The sequence below is a fragment of the Caenimonas sp. SL110 genome (assembly GCF_001044395.1).
Classification (GTDB): domain Bacteria; phylum Pseudomonadota; class Gammaproteobacteria; order Burkholderiales; family Burkholderiaceae_C; genus Ramlibacter.
The window spans coordinates 109820-136018 of the sequence record NZ_JANU01000012.1; the positions used below are offsets into that span (position 1 = coordinate 109820).

Genomic DNA, 26199 nt, shown 5'->3' on the forward strand with positions numbered 1-26199 from the left:
CAAACCCCGCGATTGACATGGATCAACCGGGCCGAAGCGATAGCTGACTAAGCTGTGCGCTGGAATCCAACCAACCGGAGAGAGCCATGTACAAGAAGATCCTGGTAGCCACCGACGGCAGCACGCTGTCGAAGAAGGCCGTGCGCGGTGCCATTGGGCTGGCTGCGGCCACCGGTGGATCGGTCGTCGCGCTATACGTCGTGCCGCGATACCCCGTGAGCTATTTCGAGGGCTCGATCACGCTGGACAGCACCGAAATCTCCCGCGTCGAAAAGCAGTGGACCGACAAGGGCCGCGAAGTGGTCGAGCGTGCCCAGCGCGAGGCCGAGGCGGCCGGCGTGCAGCTCAAGGCTGTCACGGCGCAATCGGACCTGGTCGCAGAGGCCATCGTGTCGGCTGCCAAAAAGCACAAGTGCGACCTCATCACCATGGCTTCGCATGGCCGCAAGGGCATCAAACGCCTTCTTTTGGGCAGCGAAACGCAGCATGTGCTGGCAAACAGTACAGTCCCGGTGTTGGTCCTGCGTTAAAACTCAATTGATGGAAGAGGAAGACAACCCATGAAGATCCTGCTCGCTGCAGACGGAAGCAAGTACACCAAGAAGGCCCTGGCCTTTCTCACGACGCACGAGAGCATGTGCGGCCCCAACGATGAACTGGTGGTGCTCCACGTGCAGCCCATCGTGCCGCCGGGCGTGAAGTCGATGGTCGGCGCCAGTGTGGTCACCGACTATTACCGCGAAGAAGCCGACAAGGTGCTCGCGCCGATCAAGACCTACCTGGCACGCCACAAGATCGACGCGCGCTGCATCTGGAAGGCTGCGCCCGTGGTCGATGAGATCCTCAAGGTCGCTGCCTCAGAAAAGGTCCACATGGTGGTGATGGGCACCCACGGCCACGGCCTGCTGGCTCGCGCCGTGATGGGCAGCATCGCCCAGCGGGTGATCGCGCAGTGCGATGTGCCGGTGCTGCTGGTCAAGTAATCCAGCCGCAGTCCTGCCGCTGAAACTGGCCTACCTGCAACCCTCGGGGCCTGCCCGCGTGAACGACTGGCCCTGAGCAAGGGTCAGCGGTCCGCCGGCGGCCACGAGACGCATCTGGGAGCCGCTGACCTCCAGCACCAGCTCACCAGCCTTTTCGGTCACGCTGCGAAGCGTTGACCCTTCTACCGTGCCCTTGAGTTCGCGCGCCCGGTTGCGATGGCGCAGCGTGCCTTCGAATCGCTGGAACTTCTGCGCGAGTTCCAGGCTCGCTCCGCGCAGCAAGCCTGCTCCGCACCACAGGCCAGCGACCTTCGCAGGCACCGTCCACAGGTGGATCTTGCTGGATTTCTCCAGGCCCACCTTCTTGTCGGGAACGGCAACGACCGTGGTGCGGTCGGGTGCCCAGTCGCCCATGTCCCAGTCGTGCGAGACGACGCGCGTGCCCGGCTTGAGGCCCAGGATGGCCGGACGCAGTTGCAGGTTCACTTCCTGCAGCAGGTACATGGTGATCACCGTTGCCTGCGCGAGGTCGGTCTTGAACAGGTCCTGCACCCGAAAGCTCACCCGGTCGGCAACGCCCGCATCCTTCGCACTGCGGTTGCTGCGCTCCACCAGGTCGGGCACGATTTCCACGCCCATGCCAGAAGCCCCGAAGCGTTTCGCAGCCGTGATGACGATGCGCCCATCGCCTGAACCCAGGTCGAGCACATGATCTTTTGGACCGACCCTGGCGGCGCTGAGCATTTCAAGCGTGACGTTGTCGGGGGATGTGATGAACGGCACGTCTTCTCCTGACTGGAGCGCGCTGGCATTGGCGCAAGCCAGCGCAACGGACAAGGCGGCGATGCGGTGAACGTGCTTGAAATTCATGAGGTACTGCTTTCGAAATTCAGGGGTGGGCATGTGAGCGGCGCTCGCGCGCCGCTGCTGCGAGTTGCTCGATGACGGCGACGGTGCTCTCCCAGCCGATGCAGCCGTCGGTCACGCTCTGGCCGTAGCGCAGGCCCGAGCGGCCTTGCGTGATGTCCTGGCGGCCCTCGACCAGGTGGCTTTCGAGCAGCACGCCGCAGATCGCAGTGGAGCGATTGGCGACCTGCCTTGCAAGATCAGCGGCCACCTCGGGCTGGCGGCGGTAGTCCTTGGCGCTGTTGCCGTGGCTGCAGTCCACCAGAAGACGCGGCTGCAACCCGGATTTCTCAAGCGCGGCTGCGGCCTGCGCGATATGTTTTTCGTCGTAGTTCGGGCCGCTGTGGGAGCCCCGCAGCACAAGGTGCGCATCGGGGTTGCCGGTGGTGCTCACCACAATCGCGCGGCCTTCTTGCGAAACGCTGGGAAAGCGATGCGGCTGCGCAGCAACGTGGATGGCATCGATGGCGATGTCGACGCCGCCATGCGTCGGGTTCTTGAAGCCCAGCGGTGCCGAGAGCGCCGAAGCCATCTGGCGATGCAAGGGGCTTTCTACCGTGCGCGCACCGATGGCGCCCCAGGTGAGCAGTTCGGCGTAGTACTGGGGCGTGACCAGGTCGAGGATCTCCGATGCTGCGGGCAGCTCCAGGCGCGCGCATTCCAGCAGCAAGCGACGTGCGGCACGCAGGCCCTCGCCGATGTCGCCTTCGCCGTCCAGGCCCGGGTCATAGATCAGGCCCTTCCAGCCCATGCGCGTGCGCGGCTTTTCGAAGTAGACGCGCATGATGATGAACACGTCCTTGTGAAGGCGCATCGCCAGTTCGCGCAGCTTGCCCGCGTATTCGACGGCGGACTCGGGCTCGTGAATGGAGCAGGGGCCGACGATCACCAGCAGCCGGTCGTCGTCGCCGCGAAGGATGCGCCGCGCGGCGTCGCGCGAGCGGTCGATGTGCGCGGCCTGTGCGTCGCTGCAGGGTAGTTCGGCAGACAGCGCGCTGGGCGCGGGCAACGCGTCTTCGCGCGCGATGTGAAGGTCGGATATGCGTTGGGTCACCGTTGCAATGCTAACCGCTGACCGCGCCATACACTTGGGTACATGGCTTCGCCCTCCTCCCCTGCGCCCGACGCCAAAGGCTCGCCACGCTCGATGCCCGCCAAAGGCTCGCCCCGCTCGCTGTCCGGCCTCGTGCCGTTCATTCGACCCTACCGGGGACGGATCGCATTGGCGATGGCTTTCATGGTGCTGGCGGCAGGGGCAACGCTGCTGTTTCCGGTGGCGCTGCGCGGACTCATCGATGGCGGATTGGGGCCGCAGGCCAAAGGTGCGCAGCTGGTCGGTTTGCGCGATCACTTCCTGGCGCTCTTCGGGGTTGCGGTTGCTGTCGGCCTGTTCTCCGCCGCGCGTTTTTACATGGTCAGCTGGCTGGGTGAGCGGGTCACTGCTGACCTTCGCAACGCGGTGTATGCGCATGTTCTGGACCAGAGCCCCGAGTTCTTTGAAACCACGCAGACGGGCGAAGTGTTGTCGCGTTTGACAACCGACACCACGCTGGTGCAGTCGGTTGTCGGCTCCCAGCTCAGCCTGGGATTGCGCAATGTGGTGATGGGCATAGGCGCGCTCGGCATGCTGGTGTGGACCAATCCGTATGTGATGACACAGGTGTTGCTCATCATCGTGCTGGTCGTGTTGCCGACCATGTGGTTCGGGCGACGTGTGCGCAAGCTGTCCCGTGCCAGCCAGGATCGGGTTGCCGATTCGAGCGCCATTGCGGCCGAAGTGCTGAATGCCATTCCTGTCGTGCAGAGCTACACCGCGGAGCGGCGAGAAGCGGCGCGGTTCGATTCGGCGACCGATAACGCCTTCCAGACTGGCGTGCGGCGCACCAAAGCGCGTGCCGTGCTGGTGGCGTTCATCATCATTGCCAATGCGGCCCTGCTGCTGTGGGGGCTGTACCAGGGCACGCAGGCGGTGATCGCCGGAAAGATTTCTGCAGGGCACCTGGGCGAGACCGTGGTGTACGTGATCATTCTCGCGGGCGCTGTGGCGGTGCTGGGCGAGGTTTACGGTGACCTGCTGCGGGCGGCGGGCGCGACCGAGCGGCTGATGGAGCTGCTGGACTCGCGCTCACCGGTTGCGTCGCCTGCCCATCCGGTGCCGCTGGGCAATTCGAGTGGCGGCAGCGCTGTGTCGTTCGATGCGGTGACGTTCAACTATCCTTCGCGCCCGCTGATTCCGGCGCTGCGCGATTTCAGCCTGCAGGTGGTGCCGGGCGAAACGGTGGCGCTGGTCGGGCCGAGCGGCGCTGGCAAGAGCACGGTGTTCCAGCTGCTCCTGCGCTTCTACGATCCGCAGCAGGGAAGCATCGTGCTGGACGGGACCTGGACCGGGCAAGTGGCGCTGCACGACCTTCGCAGTCGAATCGGCATCGTGCCGCAAGATGCGGTCATCTTTTCGAGCAGCGCGATGGACAACATCCGTTATGGGCGTCCGGACGCGAGCGATGCGCAAGTGATCGAAGCGGCGACGTCCGCCTTTGCACATGACTTCATCACGGCCCTGCCCGAAGGCTACGCCACGTTCCTGGGGGAGCGCGGTGTGCGTCTTTCAGGCGGCCAGCGCCAGCGCATTGCCATCGCGCGCGCGATGCTGAAGAACCCACCGCTGCTATTGCTGGACGAGGCGACCAGCGCGCTCGATGCGGAAAGCGAGCGCATGGTGCAGGCTGCGCTGGAGACCGCCATGCGCGACCGCACGACACTGGTGATTGCGCATCGGCTGGCCACGGTGCAGCAGGCCGACCGCATCATCGTGATGGACCATGGACGCATCGTCGAACAGGGCACGCATGAGTCGCTGATGGCTACGAATGGGGTTTATGCGAGGTTGGCTGCGCTGCAGTTCATGGAGTAAGGCCTCGACACGCGCAGCGATCGCCAGGCACCTACTGCAGCGGCTCTTTCAACGCCTTCGGAATCGGCAACGGCACAACGCCGATCCCCTCTTCCATCAGCGCCTCGGTCTCTTCGCGCGACGCCTGCCCGCGTATGCCGCGCTCTTGCACTTCACCGTAATGAATGCGCCGCGCCTCTTCAGGAAACCGCTCGCCAACATCCTCGGTATTGGCCAACACCTGCTTGACCATCTGCATCCAGGCGACCTGCATCTGGACATCGGGTGTCGTGGCGACCTGATGGCGGGGCGAACTGGACTCAGCAGCCTGGGACGCACCGAGATTCAGGCGCGGGGCGCTGAGCATTTTGACGACTGCCGTGTCCGAGCACATCGGGCATTCGACCAGGCCCCGTGCAAGCTGGCCCTGGAAGTCATCCTCGGACGCAAACCAGCCTTCGAAGCCGTGGCCGTTGGAGCACTGGAGGTCGAGGACTTTCATGACCTCCAAATTATGACTGCCAGTTGAGGGCCCAGGTACCGGCAAGGACATTCTGGAGCCACATGGCGCCGATGAGGGTCTTGGAATCGGTCACCACGCCGTCGCGGCACCAGTCCATCAGCTGCTGCGGCGTGGCGTTGATCACCTCAAGGAATTCGCCCTCGTCCAGAGAACGCTTTTGTTGCACGAGGCCACGCGCGAACCAGATTTCTATCAGTTCGGTCGAGTATGAAATGACGGGGTGCATCAACGTGGCCCGGGCCCATTGCCTGGCGACATAGCCCGTCTCTTCGAGCAACTCGCGCCGGGCGCAGACCAGTCGGTCCTCGCCCTTGTCGATCTTGCCGGCGGGGAATTCGATCATCACCTCGCCGATGGGGTAACGGAACTGCCGCTCCATCACAAGGCGCCCGTCGTCGAGCATGGGGATGATCATGACCGCACCGGGATGCACGACGTATTCGCGGGTGGCCTGCGAGCCGTCGGGCAGTTTCACCGTGTCGCGAAACGCGTGCAGCAGTCGACCCTTGAGCAGTTCTTCACTGCCGAGCTTGCGCTCGATCAGGTGGTCGTCACCGGCCATCCGAGTTCTTTCCGTGTTTCCACAGGAACCGCCAGATGAAGCCGGGGAACGCGAGCACGATGAACAGCGCCGCCGTCACCGCATAGAACTCCCATTTCTGTGGGGCGATCTGGCCGGCACGCGTTTCAAGCAGGAGCCCAAGGCCGCCCACCACAAAATAGAGAACAACCAGTTCAGCGAGCCGGATCGCCAGCGACTTGCCGCCGGCCATTGGCACCACAGCGAGCAGGCGCTGGTTGACAAACGGAAGGTTCGCCGCGACCAGCGCGACAACGATCACGATCCAGATGGAAATGGTCTGCGACATCGCCCGTACAACAGATAAGTGGCCGGGACTAGGCTTTACGCGCCCAGCGTCTTGACGATCGCGTCCCTGCACAGGGTCATCAGGCCGCCCGGGAGAATGCCCAGCGCCAGCACCAGCGCACCGTTGATCGTCAGCACGACGCGCACGTCCAGAGGTGCCGACACGGTGGTCGCCGTGATGGGCGCATCGAAGTACATGACCTTGATGACGCGGATGTAATAGAAGGTGCCTACCAGCGACATGATCACCGCGAAGATCGCAAGGCCCACATACAGCGCCTGTCCGGAAGAGATCAGGGCCTGCAGCACTGCCAGCTTGGCGAAGAAGCCGACCATGGGTGGAATACCGGCAAGCGACAGCAGGCACACAGCCATCACGCCGGCATAGAGCGGGCTGCGCTGGTTGAGGCCGGCGAGGTCGGAGATTTCTTCGCTCTCAAATCCTTCGCGCGCCAGCAGCAAGATGATGCCGAAGGTGGCGAGCGTCGTCATGACGTAGGTCACGATGTAGAACATCGCCGAGCTGTACGCGTTGGCTGCCGACAGCGTGTTGCCGTTCACGACGCCCGACAGCAGGCCCAGCAGCACAAAGCCCATCTGCGCGATCGTCGAATAGGCCAGCATGCGCTTGAGATTGGTCTGTGCGATCGCGGCCAGGTTGCCAACGAGCAGCGAGCCGATTGCAAGAATCATCAGCATCTGCTGCCAGTCGATGGCCAGGGGCAGCAGGCCTTCCACCAGCAGCCGGATGCAGATCGCGAATGCAGCGAGTTCAGGGGCGCTGCCGATCATGAGCGTCACCGACGTCGGGGCGCCCTGGTACACATCGGGAATCCACATGTGGAACGGCGCAGCGCCCAGCTTGAACGCAAGGCCGGCCACGATGAAGACGAGGCCGAACACCAGCACCTGGTGCTTGACCTGGCCCGAACTCACGACCTTGAAGACGGTGCCGATATCGAGCGAGCCGGTCGCGCCGTACATCATCGACAGGCCGTACAGCAGGAAGCCGCTGGCCATCGCGCCCAGCACGAAATACTTCATGGCCGCTTCTGTTGCGGTGCCGTTGTCGCGGCGAAGCGCCACCAGCGCGTAGCTGCACAGCGTGAGCAATTCGAGACCCAGATAGATCACCAGGAAGTTGCTGCCGGAGATCATCACGAAGATGCCCAGCAGCGAGAACATCGCCAGCGTGAACATCTCGCCGCCACGCAGCATGTCGCGGTCGGCAGCGTATGGGCGGCCATAAACCAGGCAGACCATCATCGCGACCGACGCGAAGCACTTGAGCCAGTTGCCCATCGGGTCGCTGACGACCATGCTGCCGAATGCGTACAGGGTCTGGTTCTCGGTGGCCAGCACGGCCGACATGGCGGCCACGAAGGCCAGCGTGCCCATGGTGAGCCAGTAGGTGAGCGTGCGAAGGCGCGACTTGACGCCCAGGTCCACCAGCGCGATCAGGCAGGCCATGGCCAGCAGCACGATCTCGGGCGAAACGACGATGAGGCTTGATTTGTCCAGCATGTTCTTGGGTGCTCAGTTCAGTTTGGACACGGCCACGTGCTTGAGGAAATCGGCCACCGTGACGTTCATGACGTCGGTGAAGGGCTTGGGATAGATGCCCATGTAGAGCACCGCTGCGGCCAGCAGGCCCAGCATCAGGAACTCACGCGCGTTGATGTCGGTGAGGCCACGCACGTCGTCGTTGACGACCGGTCCCAGATAGACGCGCTTGAACATCCAGAGCGTGTAGGCCGCGCCAAAGATCAGTGCGGATGCCGCCGCGAAGCCGAGCCAGAAGTTGGCCTTGACCGCGCCCAGGATCACCATCCACTCTCCGACGAAACCGGCCGTGGCGGGAAGGCCGCAGTTCGCCATGGCGAAGAGCAGCGCGAACGCCGTGAAATTCGGCATGGTGTTGACCACGCCGCCGTAGCTGGCGATCTGGCGCGAGTGAACGCGGTCATACAGCACGCCGATGCACAGGAACATCGCGCCCGACACGAAGCCGTGCGCAATCATCTGCACGATGCCGCCGGCAACGCCCAGGTCATTGAAGATGAAGAAGCCGAGCGTCACGAAACCCATGTGCGCGACCGACGAATAGGCCACGAGTTTCTTCATGTCCTGCTGCACCATCGCCACGAGACCCACGTAGATCACGGCGATGAGCGACAGCGCAATCATCAGCCACGCCCATTCATGCGATGCGTCCGGCGCGATCGGCATGGAGAACCGCAAAAAGCCGTAGGCACCCAGCTTCAGCATGATCGCAGCCAGCACGGCGGAGCCGCCGGTCGGTGCTTCAACGTGCACATCGGGAAGCCAGGTGTGCACCGGCCACATCGGCACCTTCACCGCGAAGGCCGCGAAGAACGCGAAAAAGAGCAAGGTTTGCGCCGTGCCGCCAAGCGGCAGCTTGTGCCACGCCAGGATGTCGAAGCTGCCGCCGGACGTGGTGTACAGGTACACCAGCGCGACCAGCATCAGCAGCGAGCCGAGCAAGGTGTAGAGGAAGAACTTGAACGCCGCGTAGATCTTGTTAGGCCCGCCCCAGATGCCGATGATCAGGTACATCGGGATCAGCGTCGCCTCGAAGAACGTGTAGAACAGGATGCCATCGAGCGCGCAGAACACGCCGATCAGCAGGCCCGACAGGATGAGGAAGGCACCCATGTACTGGTTGACGCGCTCGGTGATCGCTTCCCAGGCAGAGATCACCACGATCACCGTGATGAACGCGGTGAGCAGCACGAACCAGAACGAGATGCCGTCGATACCCAGGTGGTAGTTGACGTTGAATCGCTCGATCCACGGCGCTTTCTCGACGAACTGCATCGCCGAGGTTGCGCGGTCGAAGCGCGAGTAAAGCGGCAGCGTCACCAGCAAGCTGATGATGGAGCCGATGAGGGCGACCCAGCGTACGACGCGTGCCTGGTCGTCACGCCCCAGCGCGAGCAGGACGGCGCCGAAGAAGATCGGCGTCCAGATGGCAAGACTCAGCAAACCCATTTATTGTTGTTCCTTGAATCTTGGTTATGCCGCAAAGCCCAGCAGCCGCAGGAACGTATCGCGCCAGACAAACCAGGTCATCAGCACGAAGACGCCGATGATCATCGCGAAAGCGTAGTGATAGATGTAGCCGGTCTGCATCCAGCGCACGACACCGGAAATCCAGCCCACGCCGCGCGCGCTGCCGTTGACCAGGCCGCCGTCGATGATCCGCTCGTCGCCGCCCTTCCACAGGCCCATGCCCAGCAGGCGTGCGCCACGTGCCAGCACGTTTTCATTGAACCAGTCGAGGTAGTACTTGTTTTCGAGCAGCGTGTAGAGCGGCATCACACGCGCCTTGATGGCTGCGGGCAACGCGGGGTTGATGAGGTACATGTACCAGGCCGTGACCACGCCCGCAACAGCCAGCCAGAAAGGCAGCGTCATCAGGCCGTGAAGCGCCATGCGCACCGGGCCGTGGAATTCTTCGGCGAGTTTGGCCATGGCGGGGTGCTTCACGGCGTCGATGAAGATCGCGTCCTTGAAGAAGTCGCCGTACAGCATCGGACCGATCGCCAGGAAGCCGATCACCACCGACGGGAATGCCAGCAACAGCAGCGGCGCCGTCACGACCCACGGAGATTCGTGCGGCTCATGGTGGGCGCCGTGGTGGGCGTCGCCATGATGGTCATCGTGAGCGTCGTGCGCGTCGTGGTGGGCGTCCGGGTTCTGGTCGAAGCGCTCCTTGCCGTGGAAGACAAGGAAGTACATGCGAAACGAATAGAAGGCCGTCACGAAGACGCCGGCCATCACCGCGAAGTACGCAAAGCCAGAGCCATACACCTTGCTGAAGTGCACGGCCTCGATGATGCTGTCCTTGGAATAGAAGCCCGCGAACAGCGGCGTGCCGATCAAGGCGAGCGAACCCAGCAAAGACGTGATCCAGGTGATCGGCATGTACTTGCGCACGCCGCCCATCCAGCGGATGTCCTGGTTGTGGTGCATGCCCATGATGACGGAGCCCGCAGCAAGGAACAGCAGCGCCTTGAAGAACGCGTGCGTCATCAGGTGGAACACCGCGACCGAGTAAGCCGAAGCGCCGAGCGCAACCGTCATGTAGCCCAGCTGCGAGAGCGTCGAGTACGCGACCACGCGCTTGATGTCGTTCTGGATGATGCCCAGGAAGCCCATGAAGAGCGCCGTGATCGCGCCGATGATGATCATCATCGACAGCGCGGTCTCGCTCAGCTCGAACAACGGCGACATGCGGGTCACCATGAAGATGCCAGCCGTCACCATCGTCGCGGCGTGGATCAGCGCGGAGATGGGCGTGGGACCCTCCATCGAATCAGGCAGCCAGACATGCAGCGGGAACTGCGCGCTCTTGCCCATCGCGCCGACGAACAGGCCGATGCAGATCACGGTGATCAGCATCCAGCTGGTGCCGGGGAAGGTCATCTTGGCCAGCTCACCTGCCTTGGTGAAAGTCTCGGTGTAGCTCAACGTGCCAGCGAAAGCCACGATGAGGCCGATGCCCAGGATGAAGCCGAAGTCGCCCACGCGGTTCACGAGGAACGCCTTCATGTTGGCGAAGATCGCAGTCGGCTTGTTGTACCAGAAGCCGATCAGCAGGTACGACACCAGGCCCACCGCCTCCCAGCCGAAGAACAGCTGCAGGAAGTTGTTGCTCATGACCAGCATGAGCATGGCAAACGTGAACAGCGAGATGTACGAGAAGAAGCGGTTGTAGCCCTCGTCTTCTTCCATGTAGCCGATGGTGTAGATGTGCACCATCAGCGACACGAAGGTCACGACGCACATCATCATGGCTGTGAGGCCATCGACCAGGAAGCCGACTTCCATCTTGAGCGCGCCGATGGTCATCCACTCGTAGATCGTCTCGTTGAAGCGCGCGCCGTCGATGGCGACGCTCTTGAGCGTCATCGCCGAGATCACGAAGGCGACGAAGACGCCCAGGATGCAAAGCGTGTGCGACAGGCGCCGGCCAAACCAGTTGCCACCGAAAGTCGTTCCCAGCACACCGGCCAGGAGCGCGCCTGCCAGCGGTGCGAGGGGCACCGCGAGCAGCGTTGAAGCGTTGAGGGTCGTGCTCATGTTGTAGTTATCCCTTGAGCGTGTTCAGCTCATCGACGTTGATGTTCGACTTGTTGCGGAACAGCAGCACGAGGATGGCCAGGCCGATGGCCGATTCGGCGGCGGCGACGGTGAGAATGAAGAACACGAACACCTGTCCGTGCATGTCGTTCAGGTAGTACGAGAACGCCACGAAATTCATGTTGACCGCCAGCAGCATCAGCTCGATGGCCATCAGCAGCACGATCAGGTTGCGGCGATTGAGGAAGATGCCGATGACCGACAGCGCGAACAGCATCGCGCCCAGCGAAAGGAAATGGCCGAGGGTGAGCGTCATGCCTTGGTCTCCGGTGCAGCGGTCGCCGCGTTCGGTGCGGATGTGGGCTCCGGAGTCGGCGGCGGCGCGGACATCGTCGGTGCAAGCTTCAGGACCTGCAGGCGATCGCCAGCCTTGACGCGAACCTGGTCCGCCGGGTCCATGTGCCGGCTGTCCTTGCGTTCACGCAGCGTGAGCGCGATGGCAGCGATGATGGCGACCAGCAGGATGACAGCCGCGATTTCGAGCGGGTACAGATACTGGGTGTACAGCAGCTTGCCCAGTTCCTTGGTGTTGGAGTACTGCGCCAACGCATTCGCTGCGGCAGGCACCGACCTGGGTTCTTCGCCGAGCCGGAACCCCGCGAGCAACACAGCCGCCATTTCCAGCGCAATCACCGCGCCGACGATGGCCGCGAGCGGAAAGTGCTTCCAGAACCCGGCGCGCATCGCATCGACGTTGATGTCGAGCATCATCACCACGAAGAGAAACAGCACCATGACGGCACCGACGTAGACCAGCACGAGCGAGATCGCAAGGAACTCGGCCTTCAGCAGGATCCACACCGCAGCGGCCTGGAAGAACGCGAGCACCAGGTACAGCGCGGCGTAGACCGGGTTGCGGGCCGTGATCACGCGAAATGCTGCAAACAGCAGCACTGCGGAGAACAGGTAAAAAAGGCCGGTTCGGATGTCCATGTGTCTTGTTCTTGTTGCGCTTGGCGCGTCAGCGGTACTTTGCGTCCGCTGCCTTTGCGGCCGCGATCTCGGGTTCGTAGCGATCGCCCACGGCGAGCAGCATGTCTTTGGTGAAGTACAGGTCGCCGCGCTTTTCACCGTGGTATTCGAAGATGTGCGTCTCGACGATGGAATCGACCGGGCAGCTTTCTTCGCAGAAGCCGCAGAAGATGCACTTGGTCAGGTCGATGTCGTATCGCGTGGTGCGGCGCGTACCGTCGTCGCGCTGGTCGGATTCGATGGTGATCGCCATCGCCGGGCAAACAGCCTCGCACAGCTTGCATGCAATGCAGCGCTCTTCGCCGTTTTCATAGCGGCGAAGGGCATGAAGGCCCCGGAAACGCGGGCTGAGCGGCGTCTTTTCTTCCGGGAACTGCACGGTGATCTTGCGCGCGAACGCGTACTTGCCAGTGATGGCCAGGCCCTTGAACAGCTCGAACAGCATGAAGCTGCTGAGGAAGTCCTTCAGGGAAAACGGCGCCCTGACGATTGCGTGGGAAGACATACTTTTTATTTCCAGATGTTGTACGGCGTTTGCATCCAGATGCCGACCACCACCAGCCACACGAGCGTGACCGGAATAAAGATCTTCCAGCCCAGACGCATGATCTGGTCGTAGCGATAGCGCGGGAACGTCGAGCGCACCCAGAGGAACATCGTGACCACCATGAAGGTCTTGATGCCCAGCCAGATCCAGCCCGGAATGAAGGACAGGAATTCGAACGGCGCGATCCAGCCGCCCAGGAACAGGACCACGGCGAGGATGGACACCAGCCACATGTTGGCGTACTCGGCCAGGAAGAACATCGCGAAGCTCATGCCCGAGTACTCGATCATGTGGCCCGCAACGATTTCGGACTCGCCTTCGACCACGTCGAACGGGTGGCGGTTGGTCTCAGCCAGGCCGGAGATGAAGTACACGATGAAGATCGGCAGCAGCGGCAGCCAGTTCCACGACAGGAAGTTCAGGCCCTGGTTGGCGAAGATGCCCTTGGCCTGGCTCATGACGATGTCGGTCATGTTCATGCTGCCAGCGACCATCAGCACTACCACGAGGCAAAAGCCCATCGCGATTTCGTAGCTGACCATCTGCGCGGAGGCGCGCAGCGCACCGAGGAATGCGTACTTCGAGTTGGAAGCCCAGCCCGCGATGATCACGCCGTACACCTCGAGCGAGGTGATGGCCATCAGGAACAGCAGGCCTGCGTTGATGTTGGACAGCGCGACTTCAGGGCCAAACGGAATCACGACCCATGCGGCGAGCGCCGGCATGATCGTCATGATCGGGCCGAGCAGGAACAACCCCTTGTTGGCGACCGTCGGAATGATGATTTCCTTGGTCAGCAGCTTCAAGGCGTCTGCGATCGGCTGCAACAGGCCCAGAGGGCCGATGCGATTGGGGCCGACGCGAATCTGCGTGAAGCCAATGGCCTTGCGCTCCCACAGCGTGAGGTAGGCCACGGCGCCCATGAGCGGCGCCACGACGACGACGATCTTGATCAGCGTCCAGAGCACCGGCCAGCCGGCAGCTGTCCACCATCCGGCATTGATGAGGCCGTTACCAAAGCCCCAGATCTGGTCGATCATGCTGGCACTCCAGTTTGTTCTGACTGATCTGCCTGCGCCGCCTGCGCGAGCGCGGCAAGTGCATCGGCCGTGAGCTGCAGCGACGGCGCGCGGCGAACGATGCTGTCGAGCTGGTAGATCGACGCGGTGACCGGTCGGCCGGCATTGGCGGCATTCAACTGCGCAGTCATCGACGCGGAGCTGGCATTGTTCAACTTGCCACCTTGCACCAGCGCCTGATCGTGATCGGCTTCGCCGCGTGCTGCACGCAGAACTTCACCGGACGACTCCTGTTCGAACCCTTGCAGGCCGAGCATGTTGCCCAGCACCCGCAAGACTTTCCATGCGGGACGCGCCTCACCGAGCGGCTTGACGACTGCATGAAACGACTGCACGCGGCCTTCGGCATTGACGAATGTGCCCGGCGTTTCGGTGAACGGAGCGATCGGCAAGACGACGTCGCTGAACGCGAGGTTGGCCTTGAACGGGCTGAGCGTGATGACCATCGCCGCATTGCCGAGACCGGCCGCTGCGTGCTCACCCATCGCCGAATCGAATTCAGGCTCGGTATTGAGCAGGATCGCGGCCTTGAGTTTTCCGCCCAGCATGTCGGCCGCGTTCAGACCGCCGTCGCCTGGCAGCGCGCCTGCGAGCTGCGCACCGACGGTATTGGCTGCTTCGGTGAGGAAGCCGACCGTAGCGCCCGTGTGCATGCCGATCCAGTTCGCCAGGGCGAGAAGGCCGGATGCATTTGCGTGATGAGCTGCCGCGTTGCCCAGCAGGATTGCCTTGCGCTCGCCCGCTGCCAGCGACTTCGCGATGGCAGTCCAGCGGTCGTCGTGTGCAGCGGAAACGGGGCTCGAAATGCCCTTGTCCGATGCCACCGCAGAGGCGATGCCTCCAAGCACGTCCATCCAGTCGGACGCAGGGGCAATCACCGACGAAGCGATGCTCATTGCCCAGTCGTTTTCCTGGTCGTGAATGACCGATATCTTTGCGCCCTTGCGCGTCGCGGCGCGAATGCGCAACGCGAACAGCGGGTGGTCCTTGCGCAGGTTCGAACCGATGACGAGCGCGCCCTGCAAATTCGACAGAGAAGCGATGGAGGTGCCGAGCCAGCGGACGCCATCAGATTTCGAGAAATCCGCATTGCGCAAGCGGTAGTCGATGTTTTCGCTACCCAGACCGCGCACCAGCGAGCCGGCCAGGAACAGTTCTTCCACCGTGCTGTGCGGGCTGACCAGCGCGCCGATGCTCTTCGCACCGTAGTCGGCCTTGATCTGCTTCAAGCCGTTGGCGACGTATTCAAGCGCGGTCTGCCAGTCAACGGTCTTCCACTCGCCGCCCTGCTTGATCATGGGCGAGGTCAGGCGCTCGTCGCCATTGAGCGCTTCGTACGAGAAGCGGTCGCGGTCGGCGATCCAGCATTCATTGACGTCGTTGTTCTCCAGCGGAAGAACACGCATCACCTTGTTGCCTTTGACCTGAACGATCAGGTTGGCGCCGGTGGAGTCGTGCGGGCTCACCGACTTGCGGCGCGACAGTTCCCAGTTACGGGCCTGAAAGCGGAACGGCTTGCTGGTGAGCGCACCGACCGGACACAGGTCGATCATGTTGCCTGACACTTCGGAATCGATCGTGTCGTTCAGCACGGTGGTGATCTCCGAGTGCTCGCCCCGGTGGATCATGCCCAGCTCCATCACGCCGGCGATTTCCTGGCCAAATCGAACGCAGCGCGTGCAGTGGATGCAGCGCTCCATTTCCTTCATGGAAATGAGCGGGCCGACTTCCTTGACCGGCACCGTGCGCTTTTCTTCTTCGTAACGGGAAGAAGATGCGCCGTAACCGACAGCCAGATCCTGCAGTTGGCACTCGCCGCCCTGGTCGCAGATCGGGCAATCGAGCGGATGGTTGATGAGGAGGAACTCCATCACCGACTGCTGCGCCTTGATCGCCTTGTCGCTCTTGGTGCGAACGATCATGCCGTTGGTGACCGGCGTGGCGCAGGCCGGCATCGGCTTGGGCGCCTTTTCCACATCGACCAGGCACATGCGGCAGTTGGCCGCGATGGACAGTTTCTTGTGATAGCAGAAATGCGGGATGTAGGTACCCGCCTTGTCGGCCGCATGCATGATCATGCTGCCTTCAGTGATCTCTACCTTCTGGCCGTCGAGTTCGATTTCAATCATGTTCTTGCTCCCTCTCCCACTGGGAGAGGGTTGGGGTGAGGGCTGGCAGCCTTGCTGGCCGCCTGGATCTTGGCTTCGAACTCATGCCTGAAGTGCTTGATCATCGCGCGCACCGGCATCGCAGCCGCATCGCCTAGCGCGCAGATCGTGCGTCCCTGGATGTTGTCGGCCACTGAATTGAGCAGGTCCAGGTCGCTCGGCTTGCCGTGCCCGTGCTGTATGCGTTCGACGACGCGCCAGAGCCAGCCGGTGCCTTCGCGGCAAGGCGTGCATTGGCCGCAGGACTCGTGCATGTAAAAGTAAGACAGCCGCAGCAGGGACTCGACCATGTCGCGGCTGTCGTCCATGACGATCACCGCGCCCGACCCGAGCATGGAACCCGCCTTGGCGATGGAGTCGTAGTCCATCGTGCAAGCCATCATGATGTCGGCTGGCAGCACGGGCGACGACGAGCCGCCGGGGATCACGGCTTTCAGCTTGCGGCCTTCGCGCACGCCACCTGCCAGTTCGAGCAGCCTGGAAAATGGCGTGCCCATGGGAACTTCGTAGTTGCCCGGAAGGTTCACATCACCGGACACCGAATAGATCTTGGTGCCGCCGTTGTTGGGCTTGCCGCATTCGAGATAGGCCTGTCCGCCATTGCGGATGATCCAGGGCACCGCCGCGAATGTCTCGGTGTTGTTGATGGTCGTTGGCTTGCCGTAAAGACCGAAGCTGGCCGGGAACGGCGGCTTGAAGCGCGGCTGGCCCTTCTTGCCTTCCAGCGATTCGAGCAGCGCGGTTTCTTCGCCGCAGATATAGGCGCCGAAACCGTGGAACGCATGCAACTGGAAGCTGAAGTTGCTTCCCAGGATGTTGTTGCCCAGGTAGCCGGCCGCCCTCGCCTCTTCGAGCGCTTCCTCGAAGCGATCGTAGGTGTCGAAGATTTCGCCGTGGATGTAGTTGTAGCCCACGGTGATGCCCATCGCGTAAGCAGCGATGGCCATGCCTTCGATCACCTGGTGCGGGTTGTACTGCAGCAGGTCACGGTCCTTGCAGGTCCCCGGCTCGCCCTCGTCCGAATTGCAGACGAGGTACTTCTGGCCCGGGAACTGGCGGGGCATGAAGCTCCACTTCAGACCCGTGGGAAAGCCCGCGCCGCCACGCCCGCGCAGTGCGGATTCCTTGACGGTGGCGATGACCTGGTCTTGCGTCAATCCTTCGGAAAGGATCTTGCGAAGCGCGGCATAACCGTCACGCTTTTCGTAGTCCTTGAGGCGCCAGTTGGTGCCATCGAGGTCTTTGTAGATCTGCGGGTCGATGTGACGGCCATGAAAGCACGTCTGCACACCGGTGGCCTTGAACTGGGCCAGAACCTGGTCGGCATTCATGATGCATTCCTCAGGCCATCGACCAGCTGGTCGAGCTTTTCGGCCGACATGAAGCTGCACATCGTCCGGTCGTTCACCAGCATGACCGGCGAATCGGCGCAGGCGCCCAGGCATTCGCTTTGCTGCAGCGTGAACATGCCGTCAGGGGTGGTCTCGCCCATGTGGATGCCAAGCTTCTTTTCGAGGTGATGCAGCGCCGTGTAGCCGTCGCGCAACTGGCAAGGCAGGTTGGTGCAGACGTTCAACTTGTACTTGCCCACCGGCTGCTGGTTGTACATGTTGTAGAACGTGGTGACTTCGTGCACCGCGATCGGCGGCATGCCCAGATAGTCGGCAATCTGGTTTTCGCGGTCGCGGCTGACGAAACCGTCTTCCTTTTGCACGATGGCCAGACATGCCATCACGGCAGATTGGCGCTGGTCGGCGGGGTACTTCGCGACTTCCCTGTCGAACAGGGTACGCATGGCATCGGTAATCATCTGTCGATCTCCCCGAACACGATGTCCATCGTTCCGATGATGGCCACCGCATCGGCAATCATGTGGCCGCGGCCCATTTCGTCGAGCGCAGCAAGGTGCGAAAAGCCCGGTGGGCGAATCTTCAGGCGGTAAGGCTTGTTGGCGCCATCGCTCACGATGTAGATGCCGAACTCGCCCTTGGGATGCTCGACCGAGGCATAGGCCTCGCCTTCGGGCACGCGGAATCCTTCGGAGAAAAGCTTGAAATGGTGGATCAGCTCTTCCATGTTGCTCTTCATCGCCTCGCGCTCGGGCGGCGCAACCTTGTGGTTGCTCGTGATGACCGGGCCCGGATTGGCACGCAGCCAATCAACGCACTGACGGATGATGCGGTTGGACTCGCGCATCTCCTGCACACGCACGAGGTAGCGGTCGTAGCAGTCGCCGGTTCGACCCACCGGGATGTCGAAATCCATCTGGTCGTAGACCTCATACGGCTGCTTCTTGCGCAGGTCCCAGGCGATGCCCGAACCACGCAGCATCGGACCGGTAAAGCCCAGGTTCAGCGCGCGTTCCGGTGTCACAACGCCAATGCCCACGGTGCGCTGTTTCCAGATGCGGTTGTCGGTGAGCAGCGTCTCGTATTCGTCAACGTAGCCGGGGAATCGCTTGGTGAAATCTTCGATGAAGTCCAGCAGCGAACCCTGGCGGTTGTCATTGAGGCGATCGATGGCGCGCTGGTTCTTGACCTTGCTCACCTTGTACTGCGGCATGCTGTCCGGCAGGTCGCGATAGACGCCGCCCGGACGGAAATACGCCGCGTGCATGCGCGCGCCGGAGACGGCTTCATACATGTCGAAGAGGTCTTCACGCTCACGGAAGCAGTAGATGAGAATGTTCATCGCGCCGCAATCGAGCCCGTGCGCGCCCAGCCACAGCAGGTGGTTGAGCAGGCGGGTGATCTCGGAGAACATCACGCGGATGTACTGCGCGCGGATCGGCACATCAAGGCCCATCAGCTTTTCGATGGCCAGGCAGTAGGCATGCTCGTTGGACATCATCGACACATAGTCGAGACGATCCATGTAGGGCAGTGACTGGATGTACGTCTTGGTTTCTGCGAGCTTTTCGGTTGCGCGATGCAAGAGGCCGATGTGCGGATCGGCGCGCTGGATCACTTCGCCGTCAAGCTCCAGCACAAGGCGCAACACGCCGTGCGCGGCCGGGTGCTGCGGGCCGAAGTTCAGGGTGTAGTTCTTGATTTCTGCCATAGCGCTAGCGGAGCCCCGAACCGTAGTTCTCTTCGCGAATAATCCGCGGCGTGATTTCGCGCGGCTCGATGGTGACCGGCTGGTAAATCACCCGTTTACGCTCGGCGTCGTAACGCATTTCAACCTGGCCTGACACCGGGAAGTCCTTGCGGAACGGATGGCCGATGAAGCCGTAGTCGGTCAGGATGCGGCGCAGGTCGGCGTGGCCTTCAAAGACGATGCCGTACAGGTCGAACGCTTCACGCTCGAACCAGTTGGCCGAGCTCCAGATTTCGGTCACTGAATCGACCACCGGCAGGTCGTCGTCGGGTGCGAAGACCTTGAGGCGAACGCGTTGGTTCAGGCTCACGGACAGCAGGTGCGAAGCCACGCAGTAGCGCCGGCCTTCCCAGCGGCCATCGCCGTAGTCGGAGTAGTCGAGGCCGCACAGGTCGAGCAACTGCTCGAACTTGCAACCGGGCGCATCGCGCAGCGTTGTGGCGGCGGCGAGATAGTCGGCAGCACCGACGACGACCGTCACTTCGTCCAGCTTGAGCTCGACGCTTTTGGCGAGCGCGCCGAGCGCCTGCACAACCGCCTCTTTGAGCGCGGCGGGCTCGACGGCATAAACGATGGAGGGAGATGTTGTCGTCATGCGATCAGGCCCGCGCAATCGTTTGGGTGCGGCGGATCTTCTGCTGCAGCTGGATGATTCCGTAAAGGAGCGCTTCTGCTGTCGGCGGGCAGCCTGGAACGTAAACATCGACCGGCACGATGCGGTCGCAGCCGCGCACGACCGAATAACTGTAGTGATAGTAGCCGCCGCCATTGGCGCAGGAGCCCATCGAGAGAACCCAGCGCGGCTCAGGCATCTGGTCGTAGACCTTGCGCAGGGCCGGGGCCATCTTGTTGCACAAGGTACCTGCCACGATCATCAGGTCGGACTGGCGCGGGCTCGGGCGAAACAACATGCCGAACCGGTCGATGTCGTAACGCGCAGCGCCAGCGTGCATCATTTCCACCGCGCAGCACGCGAGGCCGAACGTCATCGGCCAGAGCGAACCGGTCTTGGCCCAGTTGATGACCGAATCCACGGTCGTCGTGACCATGCCCTTGTCGAGAATGCCTTCAGAAGCCATAGCCGAATACTTTCTTTGGAATGCGCGCTCTTTGGGGATCACTCCCAGTCGAGCGCACCCTTCTTCCACTCGTAGATGAAGCCGACGACGAGGATGCCCAGGAAAACCATCATCGACCAGAAGCCGACAGGGCCGATTTCTTTCAGGGCGACGGCCCACGGAAAGAGAAATGCGATCTCGAGGTCGAACAGGATGAAGAGGATGGCAACGAGGTAGTAGCGCACGTCAAACTTCATGCGCGCATCTTCGAAGGCTTCAAAGCCACACTCGTAGGGGGAGTTTTTTTGCGCATCAGGCTTCCTGATGCCCATGGCGCCGGAGAAGATCCAGCCCAATGCCTGGGGGATGATGCCGACCGCAACGCCGACCAGGATGAACAGGAGGACGGGCAGGTACTGGTCGAGGTTCATCTTGAGGCTCTGATCACCGCTCTTCGAGCCGGCGGGCAAAGCCCGGGCTCTCAACTATTTATGGTGCCGTCGGCGAGACTCGAACTCGCACAGCTTTCGCCACTACCCCCTCAAGATAGCGTGTCTACCAATTTCACCACGACGGCGGTCTGTTTTCTTGCTGCCCGGAAAGAGCCTTGAGGACTGTCAAAAAACTGTCTTCCGGACAGCCTGAGAGTTTACCCTGAAATGGAGGCGATTCCTCTCCCACTGCAGAGGAAAACGATACTCACTTGCTCGGGATTTGCGCGGGGCCCGAGGCAGCAGCAGCAGGAGCCGCTGGAACTGCCACCGGTGCAGGTGCGGCGGTGCCCGGAATTGCAGCAGCGGCAGACGCAGCAGCCGAAGCGGCGGCAGCAGACGCAGCGGCCGCAGCAGCGGGCGCTGTAACGGCAGCACCTTCAAGCACGCTGCCCGACTCGACCGGGCGCAGGTTGCTGAAGTAGGCCAATGCAAGCGTGCAGACAAAGAACACGGCTGCCAGCACTGCTGTTGCGCGAGACAGGAAATTTGCGCTGCCGCTGGCGCCGAACAGGCTGCCCGAGCTTCCACTGCCAAAAGCGGCGCCCATGTCGGCGCCCTTTCCGTGCTGGATCAGGATCAGGCCGATCATGGCGAGCGCAGCCAGCATCTGGATGGCCAGCACTGCGGTAAGGAGAACGTTGGTCATTTCTTCAACTCCGTATGACTTGTTTGCCGACGCGCCTCAAAGGGCGGCGGCGATGATTTGCAGGAAATCGGGCGCCTTGAGCGATGCACCGCCGACCAGGCCGCCGTCGACATCGGGCTGGGCCAGCAGGGTCGCCGCATTTGCGGCGTTCATGCTGCCCCCGTAGAGAATATGAATGCGGTCGCAGTGCTCGGTCGCGGCCTTGAGTTGCGCGCGCAGCAGCGCGTGCACTTGCTGCGCCTGCTCGGGCGTCGCGGTCTTGCCGGTACCAATCGCCCAAACCGGCTCGTAAGCAACGACGATCTCGCTGATGCAATGTCCGTTGGTGTGAATCACGGCCGCCATCTGGCGCTTGACCACATCTTCGGTCTTGCCGGTTTCGCGCTCGGCGAGCGTCTCGCCAACGCACACGATCGGTGTGATGCCTGCGGCAAGCGCCGCCTTCGCCTTGTCGGCGACCAGCGCATCGGTCTCGCCGTGATACAGGCGCCTCTCGGAGTGGCCCACGATGGCATACCGCGCGCCGAACTCCTTGAGCATGGCGGCAGACACTTCACCCGTGTACGCACCGCTGGCATGAGCAGAAACATCCTGCGCGCCCAGCTCCAGCCTGGAGCCGGCACGCAGCATCTGCAACTGGGCGAGGTAAGGCGCCGGTACGCAGACCGCGACTTCGCAAGTGGAACCCGACATCCCTGCGATGCCGGCAATGAGCGCGCGAACCAGCGCATCGTTGGATGCGAGGTCGCCATTCATCTTCCAGTTGCCGGCGATCAGCTTGCGCTTGGTCATGCCACAACACCCCAGGTGAGAACGATCTTGCCGATATGCTGGTTCGATTCCATGAGCTCATGCGCCTTCGACGCATCGCTCGCAGCAAACGTGCTGTGGATCACCGGCTTGATCGCGCCCTTTTCGATGAGCGGCCAGACCTTGTCCTTGAGCGACTGCGCAATCGCAGCCTTGAAGGCAATCGGACGCGGCCTCAGCGTGGACCCGGTGATCACCAGGCGCTTGCGCAGCACGAGACCCGAATTGAATTCGCTCTTGGTGCCACCCTGCACGGCGATGATGACGATGCGGCCGTCTTCAGCCATGCACTGCACTTCGCGCGCAACATAAGCGCCGGCCACCATGTCGAGCACGACGTTCACGCCCGCGCCATCGGTCAGCTTCTTGACTTCCTCGACGAAGTCGTGCGTCTTGTAGTTGATCGCATGGTCCGCGCCGAGCTTCAGGCAAGCCTCGCACTTGTCGTCGCTGCCTGCAGTCACGATCACTTTTGCACCCAGGGCCTTGGCCATCTGGATCGCTGTCACCCCGATGCCACTGGAGCCACCCTGAATCAGGAGCGTCTCGCCAGCTTGCAATCGCGCGCGGTCGAACACGTTGCTCCACACGGTGAAGAACGTCTCCGGCAGCGAAGCGGCTTCGATATCAGTCATGCCTTGCGGCACCGGCAGGCACTGGCCCACGGGCGCTACGCAAAGCTCGGCGTAACCGCCTCCGGCGACCAGCGCACAGACGCGGTCGCCCGTCTTGAAGCCGGCAGCAGCCATGGCCTGCGCATCGCCGCCCGCGATGACGCCAGCCACTTCAAGACCTGGAATGTCGGAGGCACCGGGCGGCACCGGGTAGTTGCCGGTTCGCTGCAGAACGTCAGGACGGTTGATACCGCTGGCGCCCACGCGAATCAGCAACTCGCCCGCACCCGCCACCGGGTCCGGGCGATCACCCAGGCGCAGCACTTCAGGCGCGCCGAACGATGTAATTTCAACGGCTTTCATGCCGCACCATCACTCCTGCGGATCGACCGGCGACTGCGGTGCCGGCGACTGCTGTTGTTCGCCCTGCGGGCGCTGTTCACGCGGCTGCTGGTCGCCGCGCGGCTGGTAGTCACCACGCGCCTCGCGCGGCTCACGAGGTTCGCGGCGCTCGCCACGGCCCTCACCCCGACCACCTTCGCGTCCACCTTCACGGCGGTCATCGCGCTGCTCGTAAGGACGACGCTCGCCGCCACCTTCAGGCATGCCGGCCGGACGGTCGAGCAAAGCCTTCATGGACAGCTTGACGCGACCCTTCTCGTCGGTCTCAAGAACCTTGACACGAACGATCTGGCCTTCGCTCAGGTAGTCGGTGACCTTTTCGACGCGCTCGTGGGCAATCTGGCTGATGTGCAGCAGGCCGTCCTTGCCAGGCAGCAGGTTGACCAGTGCGCCGAAGTCCAGGATCTTGGTGATCGGGCCTTCGTACACCTTGCCGATTTCGACTTCTGCCGTGATCTGCTCGATGCGCTGCTTGGCGAACTCGGCCTTGGCCGGATCGGTTGCGGCGATGGTGATGGTGCCGTCTTCCTCGATGTTGATCTGGCAGCCGGTCTCTTCGGTCAGCGCGCGAATGACGGCGCCGCCCTTGCCGATCACGTCACGGATCTTGTCGGGATTGATCTTCATCGTGGTCAGGCGCGGCGCGAAGTTGCTCACTTCGGTCTTGGCCTCGCTCATCGATTCCTGCATCTTGCCCAGGATGTGCATGCGCGCTTCCTTGGCTTGCGCCAGGGCGACTTGCATGATTTCCTTGGTGATGCCCTGGATCTTGATGTCCATCTGCAGCGCGGTGATGCCGTTGGTCGTGCCAGCCACCTTGAAATCCATGTCGCCCAGGTGATCTTCGTCACCCAGGATGTCGGTCAGCACGGCAAAACGGTTGCCGTCCTTGATCAGGCCCATCGCGATACCGGCGACGTGCGCCTTCATCGGAACGCCGGCATCCATCAGCGACAGGCAGCCGCCGCAGACCGAAGCCATCGACGAAGAGCCGTTGGACTCGGTGATTTCCGAGACCACGCGCAGCGTGTAGGGGAAGTCTTCCTTGTTTGGCAGCAGCGGCACCAGGGCGCGCTTGGCCAGGCGACCGTGGCCGATTTCGCGGCGCTTGGTGGAGCCCATGCGGCCCGTTTCGCCGGTGGCGAAGGGAGGCATGTTGTAGTGGAACATGAAGCGGTCTTCGTACTCACCCATCAGCGCGTCGATGCGCTGTGCGTCGCGCTCGGTGCCAAGGGTGGTGATGACCAGTGCCTGAGTTTCGCCGCGCGTGAAGAGCGCCGAGCCGTGTGTGCGTGGCAGCACGCCGGTGCGGATTTCGATGGGGCGCACGGTGCGCGTGTCACGGCCGTCAATGCGAGGCTCGCCCGCAAGGATCTGGCTGCGCACGATCTTGGCTTCGATGTCGAACAGCAGTGCTTCGACCTTGACTGGATCGAACTCGGCACCGTCAGCCTTCAGGTCGGCCATGACAGCGCCCGTGGCTTCGCGCAGGGCCTGCGTACGGGCTTGCTTGCTGCGAATCTGGTAAGCGGCGCGAAGCTTGTCTTCGGCGTAGCCGTTGACCCGGGCGATGAAGGCCTCGTCCTTGGCAGGAGCCGACCAGTCCCACACCGGCTTGCCGGCTTCGCGGACCAGTTCATGGATCGCGTTGATGGCGATGTTGCCCTGCTCATGGCCGAACACCACGGCGCCGAGCATGATTTCTTCGGACAGCTGGTTGGCTTCGGACTCGACCATCAGCACAGCGCCTTCGGTGCCGGCAACGATCAGGTCCAGGACGGAATCCTTGCGTGCGGTCTGGCCCGGGTTCAGGACGTATTCGCCGTTGACGTAGCCCACGCGCGCAGCGCCGATGGGGCCCGCGAACGGGATACCGGAGATCGACAAGGCGGCGCTGACGCCGATCATGGCGGCGATGTCGGCATCGACTTCGGGGTTGAGCGACAGGGTGTGGATGACCACATGGACTTCATTGAAGAAGCCTTCGGGGAACAGCGGGCGGATCGGACGGTCGATCAGGCGGCTGGTCAGGGTTTCGTGTTCGCTGGGCTTGGCTTCGCGCTTGAAGAAGCTGCCGGGGATCTTGCCTGCGGCGTAGGTCTTTTCGATGTAGTCGACGGTCAGGGGGAAGAAGTCCTGGCCTGGCTTGGAGGACTTGGATGCGACAACGGTTGCCAGCACCACAGTGCCTTCGATGTCGACGATGACGGCGCCGCCGGCCTGGCGGGCGATCTCACCGGTTTCGAGCTTGACCGTGTGGCCGCCCCATTGAAACGTCTTGGTGACCTTGTTGAAAATGGACATTGAATATTCTCCTGTTGTCATGAAGCGAAAGTCATGAGCGCTTTTGGCTGCGCTTGCTGCCCGGAGATTGAGCGGTGTCGAACACGATGCCATTCCAAAAGTCCTGGAGCTTTTCCCTGCGGGGAAAGCCCGCAGGACTTTTGGAATGACACAGCGCGTATCCGTCTTGCCGTCTCCGAAGTCAAAAACGCCTGAGCTAGCGGAACTAACCCAGGCGCTTTCGTTGTTTTGTGGCTTGCCCGCTTACTTGCGCAGGCCCAGCTTGGCGATCAGTGCGGTGTAACGCTCGGCGTCCTTGCCCTTGAGGTAGGACAGCAGGCTCTTGCGGCGGTTCACCATGCGCAGGAGGCCGCGGCGACCATGATGGTCCTTGGCGTGCGTCTTGAAGTGGGGAGTCAGTTCGTTGATGCGGGCGGTGAGAAGCGCAACTTGCACTTCCGGGCTACCCGTGTCGCTGGCGCCACGTGCATTGGCCTTGACGACCTCGGCCGTTTGGATGGGAGTCATGAGATTCCTTGTTTGATATGTGACTTGCGTTGGTGGCCGGAAATGCCTCCAACGTGCGCTTGCAGGATGCAAAGCCGTTCAATTATAGCCCGACCGCCCGTCATCCTGGGCTCGACCCGGGATCGACGCTTTCAGAGGGCGGAGCCGCTTCGCGGTGGATTGC

At 62.4% G+C, this 26199-nt stretch carries 27 protein-coding genes and 1 tRNA gene; 3 read left to right on the forward strand and 25 right to left on the reverse strand.

Annotated features, from left to right (window positions below; translation table 11 throughout):
• The first annotated feature begins 86 nt into the window (after positions 1-86).
• Together AQ12_RS08140 and AQ12_RS08145 are read left to right on the forward strand one after the other, a co-directional pair.
• Complete coding sequence (locus AQ12_RS08140; RefSeq protein ID WP_048439376.1) at positions 87-530, forward strand: universal stress protein; 444 nt, start codon at positions 87-89, stop codon at positions 528-530.
• A 30-nt stretch (positions 531-560) separates the two neighbouring features.
• Entirely contained in the window at positions 561-983 is a 423-nt protein-coding gene (locus AQ12_RS08145) for a universal stress protein (protein WP_048439377.1), read from the forward strand.
• A 30-nt stretch (positions 984-1013) separates the two neighbouring features.
• Here the strand turns inward: AQ12_RS08145 and AQ12_RS08150 are convergent, their stop codons facing one another.
• Positions 1014-1853, reverse strand: a complete 840-nt coding sequence (locus tag AQ12_RS08150; RefSeq protein ID WP_053076621.1) for a cyclopropane-fatty-acyl-phospholipid synthase family protein — start codon at positions 1851-1853, stop codon at positions 1014-1016.
• 19 nt (positions 1854-1872) lie between these two features.
• Positions 1873-2943, reverse strand: a complete 1071-nt coding sequence (locus tag AQ12_RS08155) for a 3-deoxy-7-phosphoheptulonate synthase (protein WP_152682724.1) — start codon at positions 2941-2943, stop codon at positions 1873-1875.
• Positions 2944-2985: 42 nt separating this feature from the next.
• On the opposite strand from AQ12_RS08155, the gene AQ12_RS08160 reads away from it, so the two are divergent.
• The gene (locus AQ12_RS08160; protein WP_048439379.1) at positions 2986-4800 is read left to right on the forward strand and encodes an ABC transporter transmembrane domain-containing protein; all 1815 of its coding nucleotides are present in this window, start codon (positions 2986-2988) and stop codon (positions 4798-4800) included.
• Positions 4801-4831: 31 nt separating this feature from the next.
• Here the strand turns inward: AQ12_RS08160 and AQ12_RS08165 are convergent, their stop codons facing one another.
• From AQ12_RS08165 to rpsO, 23 genes are all read right to left on the reverse strand, one after another.
• The gene (locus AQ12_RS08165; RefSeq protein WP_048439426.1) at positions 4832-5281 is read right to left on the reverse strand and encodes a DUF1178 family protein; all 450 of its coding nucleotides are present in this window, start codon (positions 5279-5281) and stop codon (positions 4832-4834) included.
• Positions 5282-5291: 10 nt separating this feature from the next.
• Positions 5292-5864 carry an NUDIX domain-containing protein gene (locus tag AQ12_RS08170; protein ID WP_048439380.1) on the reverse strand — a complete coding sequence of 191 codons (573 nt, stop codon included), beginning with the start codon at positions 5862-5864 and terminating at the stop codon, positions 5292-5294.
• A complete protein-coding gene (locus tag AQ12_RS08175; RefSeq protein WP_048439381.1) occupies positions 5854-6171 on the reverse strand; it encodes a DUF2818 family protein in 318 nt (105 codons plus the stop codon). The genes AQ12_RS08170 and AQ12_RS08175 overlap by 11 nt, the downstream gene beginning before the upstream one ends.
• A 35-nt stretch (positions 6172-6206) precedes the next feature.
• A complete protein-coding gene (gene nuoN / locus AQ12_RS08180; RefSeq protein WP_048439382.1) occupies positions 6207-7694 on the reverse strand; it encodes an NADH-quinone oxidoreductase subunit NuoN in 1488 nt (495 codons plus the stop codon).
• A gap of 12 nt (positions 7695-7706) precedes the next feature.
• Positions 7707-9182: an NADH-quinone oxidoreductase subunit M gene (locus AQ12_RS08185; RefSeq protein ID WP_048439383.1), complete on the reverse strand. Its 1476-nt coding sequence runs from the start codon at positions 9180-9182 to the stop codon at positions 7707-7709.
• Between the two features lie 24 nt (positions 9183-9206).
• Positions 9207-11276: an NADH-quinone oxidoreductase subunit L gene (gene nuoL / locus AQ12_RS08190; protein WP_048439384.1), complete on the reverse strand. Its 2070-nt coding sequence runs from the start codon at positions 11274-11276 to the stop codon at positions 9207-9209.
• Between the two features lie 7 nt (positions 11277-11283).
• Positions 11284-11592: an NADH-quinone oxidoreductase subunit NuoK gene (nuoK, locus tag AQ12_RS08195; protein WP_048439385.1), complete on the reverse strand. Its 309-nt coding sequence runs from the start codon at positions 11590-11592 to the stop codon at positions 11284-11286.
• Complete coding sequence (locus AQ12_RS08200; RefSeq protein WP_048439386.1) at positions 11589-12269, reverse strand: NADH-quinone oxidoreductase subunit J; 681 nt, start codon at positions 12267-12269, stop codon at positions 11589-11591. The genes nuoK and AQ12_RS08200 overlap by 4 nt, the downstream gene beginning before the upstream one ends.
• Positions 12270-12297: 28 nt before the next feature.
• Complete coding sequence (nuoI, locus tag AQ12_RS08205; protein ID WP_048439387.1) at positions 12298-12813, reverse strand: NADH-quinone oxidoreductase subunit NuoI; 516 nt, start codon at positions 12811-12813, stop codon at positions 12298-12300.
• 5 nt (positions 12814-12818) lie between these two features.
• Complete coding sequence (gene nuoH, locus AQ12_RS08210; RefSeq protein ID WP_048439388.1) at positions 12819-13895, reverse strand: NADH-quinone oxidoreductase subunit NuoH; 1077 nt, start codon at positions 13893-13895, stop codon at positions 12819-12821.
• Positions 13892-16063: an NADH-quinone oxidoreductase subunit NuoG gene (gene nuoG, locus AQ12_RS08215; RefSeq protein WP_048439389.1), complete on the reverse strand. Its 2172-nt coding sequence runs from the start codon at positions 16061-16063 to the stop codon at positions 13892-13894. The genes nuoH and nuoG overlap by 4 nt, the downstream gene beginning before the upstream one ends.
• Positions 16060-17433, reverse strand: coding sequence for an NADH-quinone oxidoreductase subunit NuoF (gene nuoF / locus AQ12_RS08220; protein WP_048439390.1), 1374 nt, complete (start codon positions 17431-17433; stop codon positions 16060-16062). The genes nuoG and nuoF overlap by 4 nt, the downstream gene beginning before the upstream one ends.
• Complete coding sequence (nuoE, locus tag AQ12_RS08225) at positions 17430-17912, reverse strand: NADH-quinone oxidoreductase subunit NuoE (protein WP_048439391.1); 483 nt, start codon at positions 17910-17912, stop codon at positions 17430-17432. The genes nuoF and nuoE overlap by 4 nt, the downstream gene beginning before the upstream one ends.
• Positions 17909-19162, reverse strand: coding sequence for an NADH-quinone oxidoreductase subunit D (locus tag AQ12_RS08230; protein ID WP_048439392.1), 1254 nt, complete (start codon positions 19160-19162; stop codon positions 17909-17911). The genes nuoE and AQ12_RS08230 overlap by 4 nt, the downstream gene beginning before the upstream one ends.
• Positions 19163-19166: 4 nt before the next feature.
• Positions 19167-19796: an NADH-quinone oxidoreductase subunit C gene (locus tag AQ12_RS08235; protein ID WP_048439393.1), complete on the reverse strand. Its 630-nt coding sequence runs from the start codon at positions 19794-19796 to the stop codon at positions 19167-19169.
• Positions 19797-19800: 4 nt separating this feature from the next.
• Entirely contained in the window at positions 19801-20280 is a 480-nt protein-coding gene (locus tag AQ12_RS08240; protein WP_048439394.1) for an NADH-quinone oxidoreductase subunit B family protein, read from the reverse strand.
• Positions 20281-20318: 38 nt separating this feature from the next.
• Entirely contained in the window at positions 20319-20690 is a 372-nt protein-coding gene (locus tag AQ12_RS08245; protein ID WP_048439427.1) for an NADH-quinone oxidoreductase subunit A, read from the reverse strand.
• A gap of 61 nt (positions 20691-20751) precedes the next feature.
• Positions 20752-20836, reverse strand: a tRNA-Leu gene (locus AQ12_RS08250).
• 122 nt (positions 20837-20958) lie between these two features.
• Entirely contained in the window at positions 20959-21399 is a 441-nt protein-coding gene (gene secG / locus AQ12_RS08255) for a preprotein translocase subunit SecG (protein WP_048439395.1), read from the reverse strand.
• A 36-nt stretch (positions 21400-21435) separates the two neighbouring features.
• Positions 21436-22191, reverse strand: a complete 756-nt coding sequence (gene tpiA / locus AQ12_RS08260) for a triose-phosphate isomerase (RefSeq protein WP_048439396.1) — start codon at positions 22189-22191, stop codon at positions 21436-21438.
• Complete coding sequence (locus AQ12_RS08265) at positions 22188-23186, reverse strand: NAD(P)H-quinone oxidoreductase (RefSeq protein WP_048439397.1); 999 nt, start codon at positions 23184-23186, stop codon at positions 22188-22190. The genes tpiA and AQ12_RS08265 overlap by 4 nt, the downstream gene beginning before the upstream one ends.
• A gap of 9 nt (positions 23187-23195) precedes the next feature.
• Positions 23196-25529 carry a polyribonucleotide nucleotidyltransferase gene (gene pnp, locus AQ12_RS08270; protein WP_048439398.1) on the reverse strand — a complete coding sequence of 778 codons (2334 nt, stop codon included), beginning with the start codon at positions 25527-25529 and terminating at the stop codon, positions 23196-23198.
• Between the two features lie 243 nt (positions 25530-25772).
• Positions 25773-26036 carry a 30S ribosomal protein S15 gene (gene rpsO / locus AQ12_RS08275; RefSeq protein ID WP_048439399.1) on the reverse strand — a complete coding sequence of 88 codons (264 nt, stop codon included), beginning with the start codon at positions 26034-26036 and terminating at the stop codon, positions 25773-25775.
• Between the last annotated feature and the right edge of the window lie 163 nt (positions 26037-26199).